14 protein-coding genes are annotated in these 13553 nt (G+C 71.0%); 4 read left to right on the forward strand and 10 right to left on the reverse strand.

Annotated elements, in window-relative coordinates; translation table 11 throughout:
• Positions 1-26: 26 nt before the first annotated feature.
• The 3 genes from KYK13_RS07755 to KYK13_RS07765 all read right to left on the reverse strand — a co-directional run bounded on the left by KYK13_RS07755 (position 27) and on the right by KYK13_RS07765 (position 3668).
• Positions 27-929 (reverse strand): glycoside hydrolase family protein, encoded by a 903-nt coding sequence (locus KYK13_RS07755; RefSeq protein ID WP_223643233.1) that lies wholly within the window; start codon positions 927-929, stop codon positions 27-29.
• Positions 930-985: 56 nt separating this feature from the next.
• Positions 986-2056, reverse strand: coding sequence for an MBL fold metallo-hydrolase (locus tag KYK13_RS07760; protein WP_223643235.1), 1071 nt, complete (start codon positions 2054-2056; stop codon positions 986-988).
• A 76-nt stretch (positions 2057-2132) separates the two neighbouring features.
• The gene (locus tag KYK13_RS07765) at positions 2133-3668 is read right to left on the reverse strand and encodes an ELWxxDGT repeat protein (protein WP_223643237.1); all 1536 of its coding nucleotides are present in this window, start codon (positions 3666-3668) and stop codon (positions 2133-2135) included.
• 151 nt (positions 3669-3819) lie between these two features.
• Between KYK13_RS07765 and KYK13_RS07770 the strand changes: the two genes are divergently transcribed.
• On the forward strand, positions 3820-5190 hold the full coding sequence (locus tag KYK13_RS07770; protein ID WP_223643239.1) for a TAXI family TRAP transporter solute-binding subunit: 1371 nt from the start codon (positions 3820-3822) through the stop codon (positions 5188-5190).
• Between the two features lie 58 nt (positions 5191-5248).
• Here KYK13_RS07770 and KYK13_RS07775 read toward each other — a convergent pair whose 3' ends face one another.
• Positions 5249-5587, reverse strand: a complete 339-nt coding sequence (locus KYK13_RS07775) for a TerB family tellurite resistance protein (RefSeq protein WP_223643241.1) — start codon at positions 5585-5587, stop codon at positions 5249-5251.
• Between the two features lie 199 nt (positions 5588-5786).
• Between KYK13_RS07775 and KYK13_RS07780 the strand changes: the two genes are divergently transcribed.
• Positions 5787-6878 carry a helix-turn-helix transcriptional regulator gene (locus tag KYK13_RS07780; RefSeq protein WP_223643243.1) on the forward strand — a complete coding sequence of 364 codons (1092 nt, stop codon included), beginning with the start codon at positions 5787-5789 and terminating at the stop codon, positions 6876-6878.
• A 165-nt stretch (positions 6879-7043) separates the two neighbouring features.
• Here the strand turns inward: KYK13_RS07780 and KYK13_RS07785 are convergent, their stop codons facing one another.
• A complete protein-coding gene (locus KYK13_RS07785) occupies positions 7044-7925 on the reverse strand; it encodes an alpha/beta hydrolase (protein ID WP_223643245.1) in 882 nt (293 codons plus the stop codon).
• A 2-nt stretch (positions 7926-7927) separates the two neighbouring features.
• Positions 7928-8890, reverse strand: a complete 963-nt coding sequence (locus KYK13_RS07790) for a TIGR01777 family oxidoreductase (protein ID WP_223643247.1) — start codon at positions 8888-8890, stop codon at positions 7928-7930.
• A 287-nt stretch (positions 8891-9177) separates the two neighbouring features.
• Between KYK13_RS07790 and KYK13_RS07795 the strand changes: the two genes are divergently transcribed.
• A complete protein-coding gene (locus KYK13_RS07795) occupies positions 9178-10017 on the forward strand; it encodes an endonuclease I family protein (protein ID WP_223643249.1) in 840 nt (279 codons plus the stop codon).
• Positions 10018-10027: 10 nt separating this feature from the next.
• On the forward strand, positions 10028-10678 hold the full coding sequence (locus KYK13_RS07800) for a hypothetical protein (RefSeq protein ID WP_223643251.1): 651 nt from the start codon (positions 10028-10030) through the stop codon (positions 10676-10678).
• Between the two features lie 6 nt (positions 10679-10684).
• Here KYK13_RS07800 and KYK13_RS07805 read toward each other — a convergent pair whose 3' ends face one another.
• From KYK13_RS07805 to KYK13_RS07820, 4 genes are read right to left on the reverse strand one after another with little or no spacing between them, the layout of a single operon-like run.
• Complete coding sequence (locus KYK13_RS07805; protein ID WP_223643253.1) at positions 10685-11293, reverse strand: hypothetical protein; 609 nt, start codon at positions 11291-11293, stop codon at positions 10685-10687.
• Positions 11290-12318 (reverse strand): hypothetical protein, encoded by a 1029-nt coding sequence (locus tag KYK13_RS07810; protein ID WP_223643255.1) that lies wholly within the window; start codon positions 12316-12318, stop codon positions 11290-11292. The genes KYK13_RS07805 and KYK13_RS07810 overlap by 4 nt, the downstream gene beginning before the upstream one ends.
• Before the next feature lie 4 nt (positions 12319-12322).
• Positions 12323-12751: a DUF2089 domain-containing protein gene (locus KYK13_RS07815; protein ID WP_223643257.1), complete on the reverse strand. Its 429-nt coding sequence runs from the start codon at positions 12749-12751 to the stop codon at positions 12323-12325.
• A 41-nt stretch (positions 12752-12792) separates the two neighbouring features.
• Positions 12793-13533: a YqjF family protein gene (locus KYK13_RS07820; RefSeq protein ID WP_223643259.1), complete on the reverse strand. Its 741-nt coding sequence runs from the start codon at positions 13531-13533 to the stop codon at positions 12793-12795.
• Positions 13534-13553: the final 20 nt, after the last annotated feature.

The following is a 13553-nucleotide window of genomic DNA, read 5'->3' on the forward strand; positions in this document are numbered from 1 at the left end:
TGTGTAGGTTGGGGCCTCACCCCTGCTCAGGGCGACGGCTTCGAGGTGCCAGCGGCCAGCGTGACGTAGAGGCGGCCCAGCTCGGTCAGCTCGCCGGAGGCGCCGAGCAGGTTGATGGCGGGGATTTCATTGTTGCGACCGGAGAACCACGCGTAGCGCTCGATGGCGGGCTCCGACTCCAGGTAGCCAATGGCATCCACCATGTACTTCTTCTGCACGTCCACGGTGATTTCATTGGCGGGCCGGTCGCCGCACGCGAACTCCGTCAGCCAGAGGGGCTTGTCGTACTTCTTGAACAGCCCCACGTACCACTTGAGCGCGCCCACGTCGCACGCGTACCAGTGGATGGCGATGGCATCCACCTGGCAGCCCGCGCAGGCCTTGAAGAAGGCGTCCAGGTACGCCACCGGGTCGGTGAAGGTGACGCCGTCCTCCGTCACGCAGTCGCCGCAGTAGTTCACCGCCGGGGACACCAGCTTCAGCCCCTTGCGGCGGGCCACCTCCTCCAGCACGGGCCAGAGCGCCGCGGCCTGGCGGGGCGTCTTGTTCGCCTGCGACTTGAAGTTGGGCTCGTTGAAGCCCAGCAGCACCTTCGCGCCCGCCGGGATTTCCGACTCGAGCTGGGCCACCGTGGGCGTGCCGCCCCAGGCCATGGGCACGAAGGAGACACCCTGTGAGGCGTAGACGCCGGCCGCGCCGCTCTCAGGTTTGGGCGACCAGTTGTACCACCAGCTCATCCCCGGGGAGAGCGCCTTCAGGTCCGCCGCCGAGTGCTCGCCATACGCCAGGCCCCGCTTCGCGCTCTTCGTCACGGCGGGGGGCGGGTCGTCTGTCTGGGATTGCGCTCCCGCCGCGGGGTCGCACCCCCCGAGCGGCGACAGCAGGATGGCCAGGCACAGCGCGACGGGCAGCCGGGGGGAGCGGGGCATGGCCCGGGACTCTACGCCCGGGGTTCGGGTGGGCGTCGAGTCCTCACGTCAGGCCGTCACGGCGCCAGCCGGGGCACGAGCCGGGGCTCGCCCACGTCGCGCCACCACGGCGTCACGCCCTCCACGCGCGAGGGCTCCAGGCTCCGGCCCAGGCCCGGCGTGAAGAGGCGCACCTGCTGCTCCGTGGCCAGCTTCACCAGCGTCTCCACCGGCTCGTCCCACGCGTGCAGCGCCAGGTTGAAGGTGCCCCAGTGCACCGGCATCAGCGTGCCGCCGCCCAGCATCGCGTGCGCCTTCAGCGCGTTCTCCGGGCCCAGGTGGATGCCTCCCCAGCTCGGGTGGAACGCGCCCACCTCCAGCATCACCAGGTCGAAGGGGCCGTACCTCCGGCCAATCTCCTCGAACTCGGAGGTGAGGCCGGTGTCGCCGCTGAAGAACAGCCGGTGCTTGTCCGTGGTGAGCACCCACGACGCCCACAGCGTCGAGTTGCGGTCGCCCAGGCCCCGGCCGGAGAAGTGCTGGGACGGCGCCGCGCGGAAGGACACCGGGCCCACGCGGTGCTCCTCCCACCAGTCCAGCTCGGTGATCAGCTCCGGCGCCACGCCGAAGGCCTCCAGGTGGCGCCCCACGCCCAGCGCGGTGACGAAGGGCACGCGCCGCTTCGCCAGCGCGCGGATGGTGCCGCGGCACAGGTGGTCGTAGTGGTCGTGCGACACCAGCACCGCGTCCAGGTCCGGCAGCGCCTCCACGGGCACGGGCGTGGCGTGGAAGCGCTTGGGGCCCGCGAAGGACACGGGTGAGACCCGGTCTCCGAAGACGGGGTCGGTCAGCACGCGCGCCCCGTCCACCTCCAGCAGCATCGTGCTGTGGCCCAGCCAGGTGACGCGGAGGCCCGTGTCCGGCGCGCGGGCCCAGGCGCCGCGCGGGTCGTCCACCGGCAGCGGCGCGGGCGGCGTGCGCTGCGTGCCGCCGAAGAAGTACTCGCCCAGGAGGGGCAGCGGGTTGCCCTGGAGGCCGGGCCCCACGGGGGCGGTGTTGCGGAAGCCGTGACCCTCGAACTGGCGGGAGGCCCGGCTGCGTTCGAGCCGGAGTCCCGCGCTGCGTGCGCTGTCGCTGACGGTGGGCATGCGGTGGTGTCTAACACCCACGCGTCCGCCCGGCACGGTCACCCGCCTGGAGCCCAGGCGGGGAGGCACCGTGCGCCTACTGTGCGTCCTTCGGCGCCGCGCAGGTGTTGCTCAGCTTGCTCGACCAGAGCTGGGAGTTCAGCGTCTCGTCATAGGCATTGAAGTAGACGCGGTCGCCGTGGCGGAAGAACTCGCGCGGGTAGGACGAGTTCTGCGCTTCGATGTTCTTGAGCAGGCGCGTGCCGGACACCGTGCCGTTGCTCACCCAGGGCTCGATGCCCGTCGAGCTGTCATACGCGCTGAAGAAGACCAGGTTGTCCGCCACCGCGTACACCGGGGAGCCGTACTCGTCCGACAGGCTCAGCGGCCGGCGCAGCAGCGTGGTGCCCCCGGCGGTGCCGTTCGTCACCCACAGCTGCGTGTCGCGCGGCGCGGGGCCGTTGCTGCCGATGACCACGGAGAAGAACAGTTTCTTGCCCCCCGGCGCCTGGCTCACGGCGTCGATGTAGGGGAACGCCTCGCCCTGCGACGTGTAGTCGTTGGGCAGCGTGACGACCGGCTCCGGGTTCCCGCCCGCCAGCGGCACGCGGTAGAGGACCATGTACTGGGTCTTGAAGGACGTCGTCGTGACGTACGCATAGGGGCCCAGCGCGCCCAGCACGTTCACCCCGCGGGTGGGGCCGAAGGACGCCAGCCGCAGGGTGCCGCCCGCCGTCCCGTCCGTCTTCCACAGCTCCGACAGGCCGCTCGACTCATTCAGCTTGAACAGGGTGAGCGCGCCGGAGGTGCGCACGTCGTAGGGGTAGGTGTCGGGCCCTGCGTCCAGCCGCTTGAGCATCACGGTGCCCGCGGCGGTGCCGTCCGTCCGCCAGAGGGAGGTCGCGCCCTTGAGCTCGCGCACGAAGAAGAGCAGCGCGTTGCCCTGCTTCGCGTCCAGGTAGCTCACGTCCACGGACGTGCCGAAGTCGCGCACGCGCACCGTGCCCGCGGTGGTGCCGTCCGACCTCCACAGCTCATGCCGCGAGGCGGACGCCGTCGCGTCGTAGTTCTCCACGAAGAAGACCAGCGTGGAGCCGGCCGCCGTCAGGTGCGTCAGGTACGAGTCCTCGACGCCCGGCGTCACGTCCTTCACCAGCCGGGTGCCTGCGGTCGTCCCGTCGCTCACCCACAGCTCGTTGCCGTGCGCCGCGTCCGTTGCCTGGAAGAAGAGCTGCGTCGGCGTGGCGGTGAGCTGCGACAGGAGGGAGCTCCGGCTGCCCGGTGTCGCCGGGAACGCCTTCACCTCCGTGGTGCCCGCGGCCGTGCCGGTGGTCCGCCAGAGGCCCTTTCGCCCATCCTCGTAGTTCACCGCGAAGTGCAGCGTCCCCTGGAAGTCCTCGAAGTCGCCCGGCCCCATCGTGTAGCGCGGGATGCCAATCTGCGAAGGAGGGAGAATCGTCTTCACCCGCTGGGTGCCCGCGTCGGTGGGAAGGCAGAGGGCCTCCGCCGTCACCTCCGGCGCCGAAGTGGGCTCCTGTACGAGTCCGGTCTCCGTCTGCTCCTCGGGGAGCTCCCCGCCGCAGCCCACGCCCACCACCAGCAAAGACAACACCCACCCGCCGCGCCAACCCATGCCGCACCCCTTCAAGAAGGCCTGGGAGGGAGGGTGTGTCGCGCAAGGGGTTGCGCCAAGTGCCCCCGGGTCGAGGGCGTGCCTGCCTGCCTGGACCGACGTGGGGTGCGGCGGGGCCCCGCACGGCGCGGTCGGTATACTGCGCATCCCCATGAAGACGGACACGTTGAAGACACAGCTCAAGCGCACGATGCGGCGCGACCTGTGGTTCGCCATCGGCCCCGCGGTGCTCGTCATCGCGGCCGCGTTCGCGGTGACGTTCTACTTCGTCAAGCCCGCGCCGCCCAAGACGCTGGTGATGGCGCTGGCGCCAGAGGAGGGCGGCTTCAACTACCTGGCCAAGCGCTATCAGAAGTTCCTCGCGCAGCAGGGCATCACGCTGGAGTTGCGCAACACCAGGGGCTCCGTGGGCAGCGTGGCGCTCTTGAGCGCGGAGGACAGCGGGGTGGACATCGCCTTCGCGCAGAGCGGCACCACCGGCGGCAAGGGGCAGGAGGTGCCGGAGCAGGTGGTATCGCTGGGAAGCCTCTCCTATGTGCCGCTGTGGGTCTTCTACCGGGGCGAGCCCGTGGACGACGTGCGCGGCCTCCAGGGCAAGCGCATCGCGGTGGGGCCCGAGGAGAGCGGCACGCGCGCGCTGGCGATGACGCTGCTCCAGGCGAACAAGGTGGATGCCTCGCCCACGGAGCTGCTGCCGCTGGACCGGGACGCGGCCATCGACGCGCTGACGCAGGGCAAGGTGGACGCGGTGTTCCTGGTGTCACCGGCGGAGTCGCCGCGCATCCAGAAGCTGGCGGCGGTGAAGGACGTGCGCCTGCTCAGCTTCAAGCGCGCGGAGGCGTACACGCGCCGCTTCCCGTACCTGTCGCGCCACGTGCTGCCCCGCGGCGTGTTCGACTTCGCGAAGGACGTGCCGGACGAGGACGTGGTGCTGCTCGCGCCCAACGCGCTCCTGCTGGCGCGCGACTCGCTGCACCCGGCGCTCGCGTACCTGTTGATGCGCGCGGCCAGTGAGATCCACGGCACGGCGGGCCTGCTGGACAAGACGGGCGAGTTCCCCGCGCCGCTCGCCGCGGGCTTCCCCCTGAGCAGCGAGGCGAAGCGCTACTACGCGACGGGCGTGCCCCTCCTGCAGCGCTACCTGCCGTTCTGGGCGGCCAACCTGGTGGACCGGCTGTGGGTGATGCTGGTGCCCATCATCGCGGTGGTGGTGCCGCTGGGGAGGGCGGTGCCCGCGGTGTTCCTGTGGCGGGTGCGCTCGCGCATCCACCGGTGGTACGCGCGGCTGAAGGAGATTGAAATCCAGCTGGAGGAGGACCCGGATCAGGAGATGCTCCAGGACATGCTCAAGCGGCTGGAGGAGGCCGAGCGCGAGGTGAACCGCATCGCGGTGCCGCTGGCCTACGCGGAGAACCTCTACTTCTTCCGCGAGCATGTGGACGTCGTGCGCCGCCGGCTCACCCGCAGGCTCGCGGGCGCGCCCGAGCACAAGGACGCCCACCCGGTGCGGATGCCCGCGTGACGTGAAGCGCGGCGCGCGGGCGGCCCGGAGCCTCCAGGCCGTCCGCGGAGACCTCCGCTCAAGGGGCGACGCCGAGCAGCTCGCGGATCTGCCGCGCCATGGCGATCTCCGACTCGTGCACGTGGCCGTCGCCGGCGATGAGCGCGTGGACGGCGTCGAGCACGGCCTTGGGGTCCTCGCGCAGCACGCCCAGGTTCGGCGGCGGGAGCGGCTGGCCCTCCTGGAGGCAGCGGGTGAGGGCGCTGAGCTCCGTCAGGGGCACGCTGAAGCCGCGCGCGGTGTCGATGATGGCGTCAATCTCCTCGCGGGTGACGCGGTCGTCGCTGGTCGCCACCTGGAGCAGCAGCTTGATGACTTCGATGTGGAATTGGGAGTCAGGGGGCAGCGGGGCGGCCATGCGGGTCAAATCCTCCAAGGCGGTCCAGGCTGACCTGCCGGGGGGGATTCGTCCAGCGCGACGTCACCGCCCCGTCGGGGAGCGGAAACGCGCGGGAGGTCGCGGCCATGCCCGACAGGCCTGTCATACCTCCGGGGAGGGATGGGCCTGTTTCAGCCCTCGTAATACTTGCTGGGTATTGAAACCAGGGGGTGTACCCATGGGCAAGGCACGGAAGTTCCTGGCGCCTGAACAGGCGTTGATCGCGGAGCTGAAGGAGGCGCTGGGCAATGCCCGGACGCTGGAGGATGTGTACGAGGCCATCTCCCACGCGCTCCTCACCCTGTGTGAGGCGGACCACCTGGCGGTGGGCTGCGCGAATCCGGATGGGACGGCGGGGCTGCAGTGGAAGACGGAGACCGTCCACCCCCTCCTCAAGGATTACGCGGACTGGGTCCAGGAGGACTTTGTCTTCCGCGCCACGGTGGTCCAGCCGAACGTGGTGCTCAGCGATGTCCAGATGCTGCGGGGGCAGCCGCTGACGGAGACGGAGACCTTCCGGCGCAGCCAGGGCGCGGGGCTGAAGCTCAAGCGCGTGCTGGCGTCACTGCTCTTCACGGAGCAGGACCTGAAGGGCGGCATCGCGCTGTACCGGGAGTCCTCCCGGCCCTTCACGCTGCGGGCGCAGTGGTTCCTCCAGCAGATCATCCCCTCCATCTCCAAGGCGGTGGCCCGGCTCCAGGAGTTCTACGCCCTGCGCTTCGAGCGAGACCTGCTGAAGGCCATTGCCATGGGGGGCAGCCCGGTGCTGGTGCTCAACGGCCTGGGGCGGAAGGTGGTGGACACGGGGCCGGCCATCCCGCTGCTGGAGCGGTGGTTTCCGCCGCACGAGCTCAGCGACGGCGTGCCGCGCGCCTGGGTGGAGCGGGTGCGGACCCTGGCCCGCTTCGACGCCGCGGTGGATCCCCGGCTGGAGTCGCTCACGCTGGAGCGCGGCGCGGACCGGCTGGACGTGACGTTCAGCCCCTCCACCGTCACCTGGGGCGGCCGCAACCTGTGGCAGGTGCGCATGCACGAGCGCGCCCACTGGATGCGTCCGGACTGGAAGGAGAAGCTCACCGCCCAGGAGTCGCGCGTGGCGGACTGTCTTCACGAGGGACTGGCGAACAAGGAGATCTCCTCGCGCCTGGGGTGCTCCGTGGAGACGGTGAAGGTCCACATCAAGTCGCTGTTCGAGAAGACCGGCATCCACAGCCGCGCGGAGTTCGTCGCCAAGGGCCGCCGCGCGAGCACGACCTCTGGACGGGAGTGACGTCCCAGCAGCGTCAGGTGGCGGATCTGATCCACATGGGGGCGCGATGAGGACATCGCCCGGGCGCTCGGCCTCGAGCTCAACACGGCGAAGGAGCACGCGAAGAGGGGCTCCCGGAGAACCAGTGCCGAGGGCTGGTTGGACCTGATCACCCGGGGGCGACGCTCATAGCGCGCGGCCGAAGAAGTCGCGCAGCTGCCGTGCGTAACCTTCGGGGTTCTTCTGGGCGTATTCGCCGTGGGCCGCTTCTGGCACCACCCACTGTTCGCGGGGCTGGCAGGCCGCGCGGTAGAGGCGGCCGTCCATTTTCTGGGGGCCGTCCGGATCGCTGCCGCCGTTGATGAGCAGCAGCGGCCGGCCCTCCAGCCTGCACATGCCGTCCACGGGCCGCACGGCGCCCACGTCGATGCCGGCCCTCCTCAGCCCCCACAACACCGCCCAGGTGCTCAGGCCGTAGTGGGAGCCCATGTCCTCCGCCAGGTCCGGGAACGCGCCCGCCGCGGCCACCGCCTTCACCCGCGCGTCCTCCTGCGCCACCAGCAGGGCCGTCGTCCCGCCCATGGAGAAGCCGAACAGGCCCACCCGGCCCGCTGTCACGTCCGGGCGGGCCCGCACGAAGGCCAGGGCCGCGCGCACGTCCTCGCGCTCGCTGTCGCCCCAGCCCACCGCCTCGCCTTCGCTTTCGCCCTGGCCGTGCAGGTCGAAGAGCAGGACGCCGTGCCCCGCCTCCGACAGCACCCGCGCCTCGAAGAGGACCCGCGTGCGGTTGTCCGCGAAGCCGTGCACCAGCACCACCGCCGTCCCGTCGCGCGAGGGGACGTACCACCCGCGGAGCTTCCGCCCCGCGGCCTCGAAGGACACGTCCTCCAGGCCCGGCAGTGCGTCCGGGCCCGTGGGGCGCGTCACCGGGACGCGCGCCGGGTGCACCAGGGCCTGCGCCGTGCGCAGGCCTCGCGCCGCCGTGAACCCGCCCGCGCCCAACGCGCCCAGCGCGAGCCCCAGCGCGGCGATGCGACCCCAACGGACGCGGTACTGCTTCGTGGACACGGTCAGCTCCGGACGGGACCGCTCCCCTCGCGCCAGCGCTCGACGAGGTGCTTCGCGGCGGTCCCCCAGTCGGGGTACTCGAAGGTGAAGCCCGCGTCCAGCAGGCGCCCGGGCACCACGCGGCGGCTCTTGAGCAAGAGCTCCGTGTCCGTGCGCATGAAGAACGCGCCGACCTCCAGCATCCACTTCGTCGCCGGCAGCCCCACGCTCACGTCCGCCGCCTCGCGCAGCCTCGCCATCAGCTCCCGCTGGGGCAGGGGATTCGGCGAGGCCAGGTTCACCGGCCCGTCCAGGTCCTCTCGCTCCAGCAGCAGCTGCACCGCGCGCACGAAGTCCTGGCCGTGGATCCACGACACGTACTGCCGCCCGCTGCCCGCGGGCCCGCCCAGTCCCCGGCGCGTCAGGCCCAGGAGCACGTCGAAGATGCCCTCGCGGTCCGCGCTCATCACCATCGCGGTGCGCAGCGCCACCTTGCGCGTGTGGGGCGTGTCGGCCTCCGCCAGCGTGCGCTCCCACGCCTTCGCGATGTCGATGCTTCGCTTCCAGTACGCGGGCACGCCCGGCTCGTTCCCGCCAATGAGGCCGGTGGCCTCGTCATTGGGCGCGTCCAGGCGGTGCGCGTACAGCGTCGCGGTGCTCATCTGCAGCCACACCCGAGGCGGCTTCGCGGCCTGCTGGATGGCCTGCCCCACCACCCGCGTGGAGTCCACCCGCGAGTCCATCATCTGGCGCAGGTTCTCCTCCGTGTAGCGGCAGTTCACGCTGCGCCCCGCCAGGTTGATGACCGCGTCGGCGCCGTCCACCTCCTTCGCCCAATCACCCAGGGTGCGCCCGTCCCAGGACACCGTGCGCGCCTCGCCCCGGCCTCCCCGGCTGATGAGGACGACCTCGTCCCCCCGCGCGGCGAACGCCCGCGCCAGCAGCGCGCCCACCTGCCCCGTGCCACCCGGAATCACGACCTTCATGGAAGCAACTCCCTCATGTGGTTCGACTGGTGCGACACGCGGAGGCATAGCGCGGGGCCCCGTGCGCCGCCCGGCGCCGGAGTCCAGGCCCCCGGGCCGTCCTGGTGCCGGCGATGAGCCCCGCTTTTCCCCGGCTCCGGAGCCCGGCGGCGGGGCATTTCCGGGGATGTCCCGGGTCGGGTGGCGGAAACCAACCGGTGCGGAGGGAAAATGCGACGCGTCACGCAACTGGGGCCGCGTCCGGACGAAAATGGGTCATCCCCCACCTCGAATCCCGAGGGCCTGTCATGATCATCCCGTCCCGCCCGACCTCCGCGACCCGCCCCTCGACGAACTCCGCGTCGGCCCCGGCCACCCCGGCCCGTATCACCCCGAAGGCGTTCTCCCCGGTCTCCACGTTCGAGGCTGGCGCGACGGCGAAGAAGCCGCCGAAGACGCCGACGACGCCGGTGCCCACGCCCGCGCCCGCGCCGCAGGGGCCGGAGGACGTGCCGCCGTCCAAGTCGGATCCGCGCTACGACGGGCTGAAGGACCAGGCGCTGATCAACGCCCTGCACGACGCGGTCAGCAAGCACAAGGACCTGGGCTACAACCAGGCGCGCAAGATCATCTTCACGGCCCTGGACAACCACGACGGCATCGTCAAGTGCGTCTACACGGGTAAGGAAGTGAAGACGAACAAGATCCCCGGCAGCAACGTGATGAACACCGAGCACACCTGGCCCCAGTCCAAGGGCGCCACGGGCCCGGCGAAGGCGGACCTGCACCACCTGTTCCCCACGGACAGCAAGGCCAACTCGGTCCGGGGCAACTACCCCTTCGGCACGGTGAAGAACGTGAAGTGGGAGGAGAACGGCGCCAAGTTCGGCACCGACGAGAAGGGCCGCACCGTCTTCGAGCCGCCCGACGAGCACAAGGGCAACGTGGCGCGCGCGCTGTTCTACTTCTCCACCGTCTACAACAAGCACATCCCGGCGGACGACGAGGCCGTGCTCAAGCAGTGGAACAAGCTGGACAAGGTGGACGCGGCGGAGATCGCCCGCAACGACGCCATCGAGACCTACCAGCAGAACCGCAACCCCTTCGTGGACGACGCGTCGCTGGCCGACCGCATCGCGGACTTCTAGAGTCCGGGGCATGTCCCGTCCGCTCGCGCCCTTGTGGGCGCTCGTCCCTGGCCGCACCGGTGTCCCCCTGATGAAGGTGGGGGGCACGCCCGAGGCGCCGGGACCCCTGCAGTGGCCTGCCTGCGCGATGTGCGGCGGGCCGCTGCGCTTCCTCTTCCAGTTGCCGCACGTGGAAGGCCGGTTGGACCTGGCGCCGTACGCGTCGGTCCACGTCTTCCAGTGCGAGAACCCCGACACGGTCTGCTTCCGGTGGGATCCGGAGGAGGGCGCCAACGCGTCGGTGCCGGTGAAGGCGGGCGCGCCGTCCGTGAGCGCGCCGCCCGGGCCGGTGAAGCCGTACGCCGAGTGGACGCTCGGCTTCGAGCCCGCCACCGAGGACACCGAGGCCTTGTCGGTGGACGTCAACGAGGCCACCGAGGAGCAGCTCGCCGCGCTGGACCGGGCGCAGGAGGATGCCCCGGAGAGCAAGGTGGGCGGCGTGCCCGGGTGGCTCAATGGCGAGGCCACGCCGGAGTGCTGTGACGCGCCCATGCGCTTCGTCGCGCAGCTGTCCGCGATGCCGTTCGGCCTGGATTTCGGAGACAACGGAAGGGGCTATCTCTTCCGCTGCGCGCGCGAGGACTGCGCGCGTCCGTTCCGCTTCCTCACCCAGGGCGCCTGAGCGGCGTCAGGGCGAGGTCAGGTCCTTCAGGCGCCTGGCCATCATCGTGGTGGAGTCCTCCAGCCACTGGATGCACTGCTCGGGGTTCACGAAGATGCCCTGGGCCACGGAGTCGAGGAACACGGGGGGCACCCAGGCGATGAGGTAGTCCGACGACTGGGTGGAGGATTCCGGATCCTCGCGGAACATGCCGACCCAGGTGTCCCAGGGCGGCATGTTGTCCACGTCGAGATAGCCCCGGGTCGCCAGCTCCGCCGCGCCGTCGCAGGTGTTGTCATCCGGGAAATAGACGAGCAACCGGCCTCCGTGAAGGGGCCCTCCCTCGCGCGGCGGCAGGGCGCGGGGCGGCCTGCCTCGCAGTGCGTAGTGCCGCTCGCTGATGACCCGCTCCATCATCTGGAAGCGGTCCGCATCGATCATCACCCGGGGCTGGAAGCCGGGGGTGCGCAGGCACGTGGCTGGCGCGTCCAGGGTCGCCCTGGACGTGCACCAGTGAATGGTCTCCTCGAGTACCTCGAAGAGGGTGTCCCGTTCCGACGCGGCTTCGGGCAGCTCGTACAGCATGCGCGAGGGGCCGGGCTCACGCGGGCACGGGGCTTGGGGAATGAGCTTCATCGCTGCATCGCCTTGAGCAGCTTCTGCGCGTCCTCCGCGCTGAGCTTGCCGGCCTCCACCAGGTCGAGCACGCGGCGCATCTCCTCGTCGGGGATGCCTCGGGGCGGCGGCGGGGGCGGAGCGGGCGGCTGCGGCCGGTGGTGGTGCCGGGCGCCAGGGCCCGCCCAGGGCGGCGCGCCCCAGGAGCTCGCCCACGCGTGGGCCCACTGGTTCGCGTGGCGCTCCGCGCGGCGCTGCCAGCGCTCCGCCTGGCGCTGCCAGCGCAGCGAGTCCTCCTCCCAGCCCTCCACGTCCTCGCCGCGTGAACGGCCCGACTCGCGGATGCGCACCGAGCCCAGCTCCGTCTCCAGCAGGATGGTCGTGGCCGCCTGCGGATTGGACGGGTAGCGCGTCTGCGCCGAGCCCAGCGACGTATGGGCCGAGATGTTCACGTCCAGCCCGGGGACCAGCCGCATCTCCACCGCGCCCACCTGCGTCCCGATGCGGTGCTCGCCCACGTCCAGTGCGTCCACGTCCAGCTTCACCGCGCCCGCCGCGGCGTGGACATGGAACGTGCCGCCCACGCGCTCGCCGATGATGCGGCCCGCGCCCGTGCGCAGGGTCAGCTTGCCGTGCACGTCGCGCAGGCTCGCCGTGCCCGCGTCAGTGGAGAGCTCCAACTGGCAGTCCTTCAGGCCCGCGATGCGGACGGCGCCCGCGTCCAACAGGAGCTTCGCGCGCACGTCCGCCGGAACGAACAGCTCCGCCTGCCCGCCCTGACGCCAGAACAGCGACAGGAAGCCCGCCTCGCGCGGCACCAGCTCCACCTTCGTCACCCGGCCGTGCTCCTGGATGCGCGCCTCCATGCGGCCGTGCGTCACCAGGTAGGGCTTCTCTCCCTCCGGCAGCGGCGACACGACGAGCGTGGCGGCGAGCGCGTGCAGCTCCAGCTCCGCGTGCTGCCCCCACGGAATCGTGTGGCGCTGGGTTCCATCGCGCGAGGAAGACGAGGCGTCGGAGGACGGCGTGGCTTCAGGATCCATCATGAGATTACTCCCGTGCCTTCTTGAGACGTTGAGCGGCCTCGTCCGCGTCGATGAGCCCGGCCGCGAGGTCATCGAGAATCTGCGCCCGGCGCGGTGAGCCGCGCTCGCGGGGCGGAGGCGGCGGAGGAGGGGCGGGAGGTGGCGGGACTCCAGGCGCCTGGCCCAGGGCCTCCACCACGTCGTCCAGCCGCGCCACCACCGTCGGATAGGAGAGGCCCAGCGCCTGCTCCACGTCCTTGATCTTCCCCCGGCAGGCCAGGAACACGCGCACGAACGCGAGCTGCTCCGGCGATAGCTGCTGCACCCAGCCCGTCGTGAAGCGCCCCTCCACCGCGGACGCGCAGCCGTCGCAGCGCACCCGTTCGATGACGGTGCCGCCTCCACAGACGGGGCAGCGGGTTGGCACGGGCCAGGTGGGCTTGGAAGTCGTCATGGGGTTCAGAAAATCAATTTCGATATTGAGAATATTGATTTCTACGGGCTTGGCAAGGGTGGGACTTCATTTCCAGGAAAGACGGCCACTTCCGAGCCGGTGGCCACGAAGGCGGAGTGGGGCGTTCCCCGGAGGCACTCGGAGAAGGCCGGGCCGTAGAAGCGGGCCACGTCGCAGTCGAAGGCGGTCTCCCGGGCGCGCCAGACGGTCCAGCGCGGGTGCTCCACGCGATACTCGGCGCAACCGCCGTCGCGCTGGGCGGTGTAGCCCCAGTAGTGCTCGGTGATGAATTCCTCCTGGGAGCCGGGCGCGCTCTCCGCCGGAGTGCCGAGCGTCCGGGCCGCCAGCCGATGCCAGCGGCCATGGGACTTCCAGGCGTATTCGACATGGCCGGGCTCGCCGGTGTCCGCGCCGTCCATGTTCACGGCGTGGCGCATGGGGTGCGCGACGTAGGGCTCGTTGTAGAGGACGCGCGCCACGGTGGCGATGGCGAGCCGGGGGACGATTTCGCGCACGAACACCACGCCACGCCGCCAGCCGTCGGGGCCCAGGCGGCGCACGTAGAAGCGCAGGTTCACCTCATCGAAGTCCCGGTGGAACGGCACCGCGAGCCCTCGCACGCGCGTGTCGAGGAACCGGAAGCCGACCATGCTCGCGAACGTGCGGCCCTGCCACGCGTCGAGCTCCGTGCCACGGGGAACGAGGGGCCGCAGCACCGCCGGATCCACCTCGTAGTTGAGCATCAGCAGGTACCGCCACGTCGCCGTCAGGAAGGGGCGCATGCGCGAGGTCTAGCGCGCAC

It is taken from the genome of Corallococcus sp. EGB (genome assembly GCF_019968905.1).
Lineage (GTDB): Bacteria > Myxococcota > Myxococcia > Myxococcales > Myxococcaceae > Corallococcus.

What these genes read in the sequence shown, in the direction of transcription:
- KYK13_RS07755 (WP_223643233.1), bottom strand. Translation starts at nt 929, where the DNA reads ATGCCCCGCTCCCCCCGGCTGCCCGTCGCGCTGTGCCTGGCCATCCTG.
- KYK13_RS07760 (WP_223643235.1), bottom strand. Translation starts at nt 2,056, where the DNA reads ATGCCCACCGTCAGCGACAGCGCACGCAGCGCGGGACTCCGGCTCGAA.
- KYK13_RS07765 (WP_223643237.1), bottom strand. Translation starts at nt 3,668, where the DNA reads ATGGGTTGGCGCGGCGGGTGGGTGTTGTCTTTGCTGGTGGTGGGCGTG.
- KYK13_RS07770 (WP_223643239.1), top strand. Translation starts at nt 3,820, where the DNA reads ATGAAGACGGACACGTTGAAGACACAGCTCAAGCGCACGATGCGGCGC.
- KYK13_RS07775 (WP_223643241.1), bottom strand. Translation starts at nt 5,587, where the DNA reads ATGGCCGCCCCGCTGCCCCCTGACTCCCAATTCCACATCGAAGTCATC.
- KYK13_RS07780 (WP_223643243.1), top strand. Translation starts at nt 5,787, where the DNA reads ATGGGCAAGGCACGGAAGTTCCTGGCGCCTGAACAGGCGTTGATCGCG.
- KYK13_RS07790 (WP_223643247.1), bottom strand. Translation starts at nt 8,890, where the DNA reads ATGAAGGTCGTGATTCCGGGTGGCACGGGGCAGGTGGGCGCGCTGCTG.
- KYK13_RS07795 (WP_223643249.1), top strand. Translation starts at nt 9,178, where the DNA reads ATGATCATCCCGTCCCGCCCGACCTCCGCGACCCGCCCCTCGACGAAC.
- KYK13_RS07800 (WP_223643251.1), top strand. Translation starts at nt 10,028, where the DNA reads ATGTCCCGTCCGCTCGCGCCCTTGTGGGCGCTCGTCCCTGGCCGCACC.
- KYK13_RS07805 (WP_223643253.1), bottom strand. Translation starts at nt 11,293, where the DNA reads ATGAAGCTCATTCCCCAAGCCCCGTGCCCGCGTGAGCCCGGCCCCTCG.
- KYK13_RS07810 (WP_223643255.1), bottom strand. Translation starts at nt 12,318, where the DNA reads ATGATGGATCCTGAAGCCACGCCGTCCTCCGACGCCTCGTCTTCCTCG.
- KYK13_RS07815 (WP_223643257.1), bottom strand. Translation starts at nt 12,751, where the DNA reads ATGACGACTTCCAAGCCCACCTGGCCCGTGCCAACCCGCTGCCCCGTC.
- KYK13_RS07820 (WP_223643259.1), bottom strand. Translation starts at nt 13,533, where the DNA reads ATGCGCCCCTTCCTGACGGCGACGTGGCGGTACCTGCTGATGCTCAAC.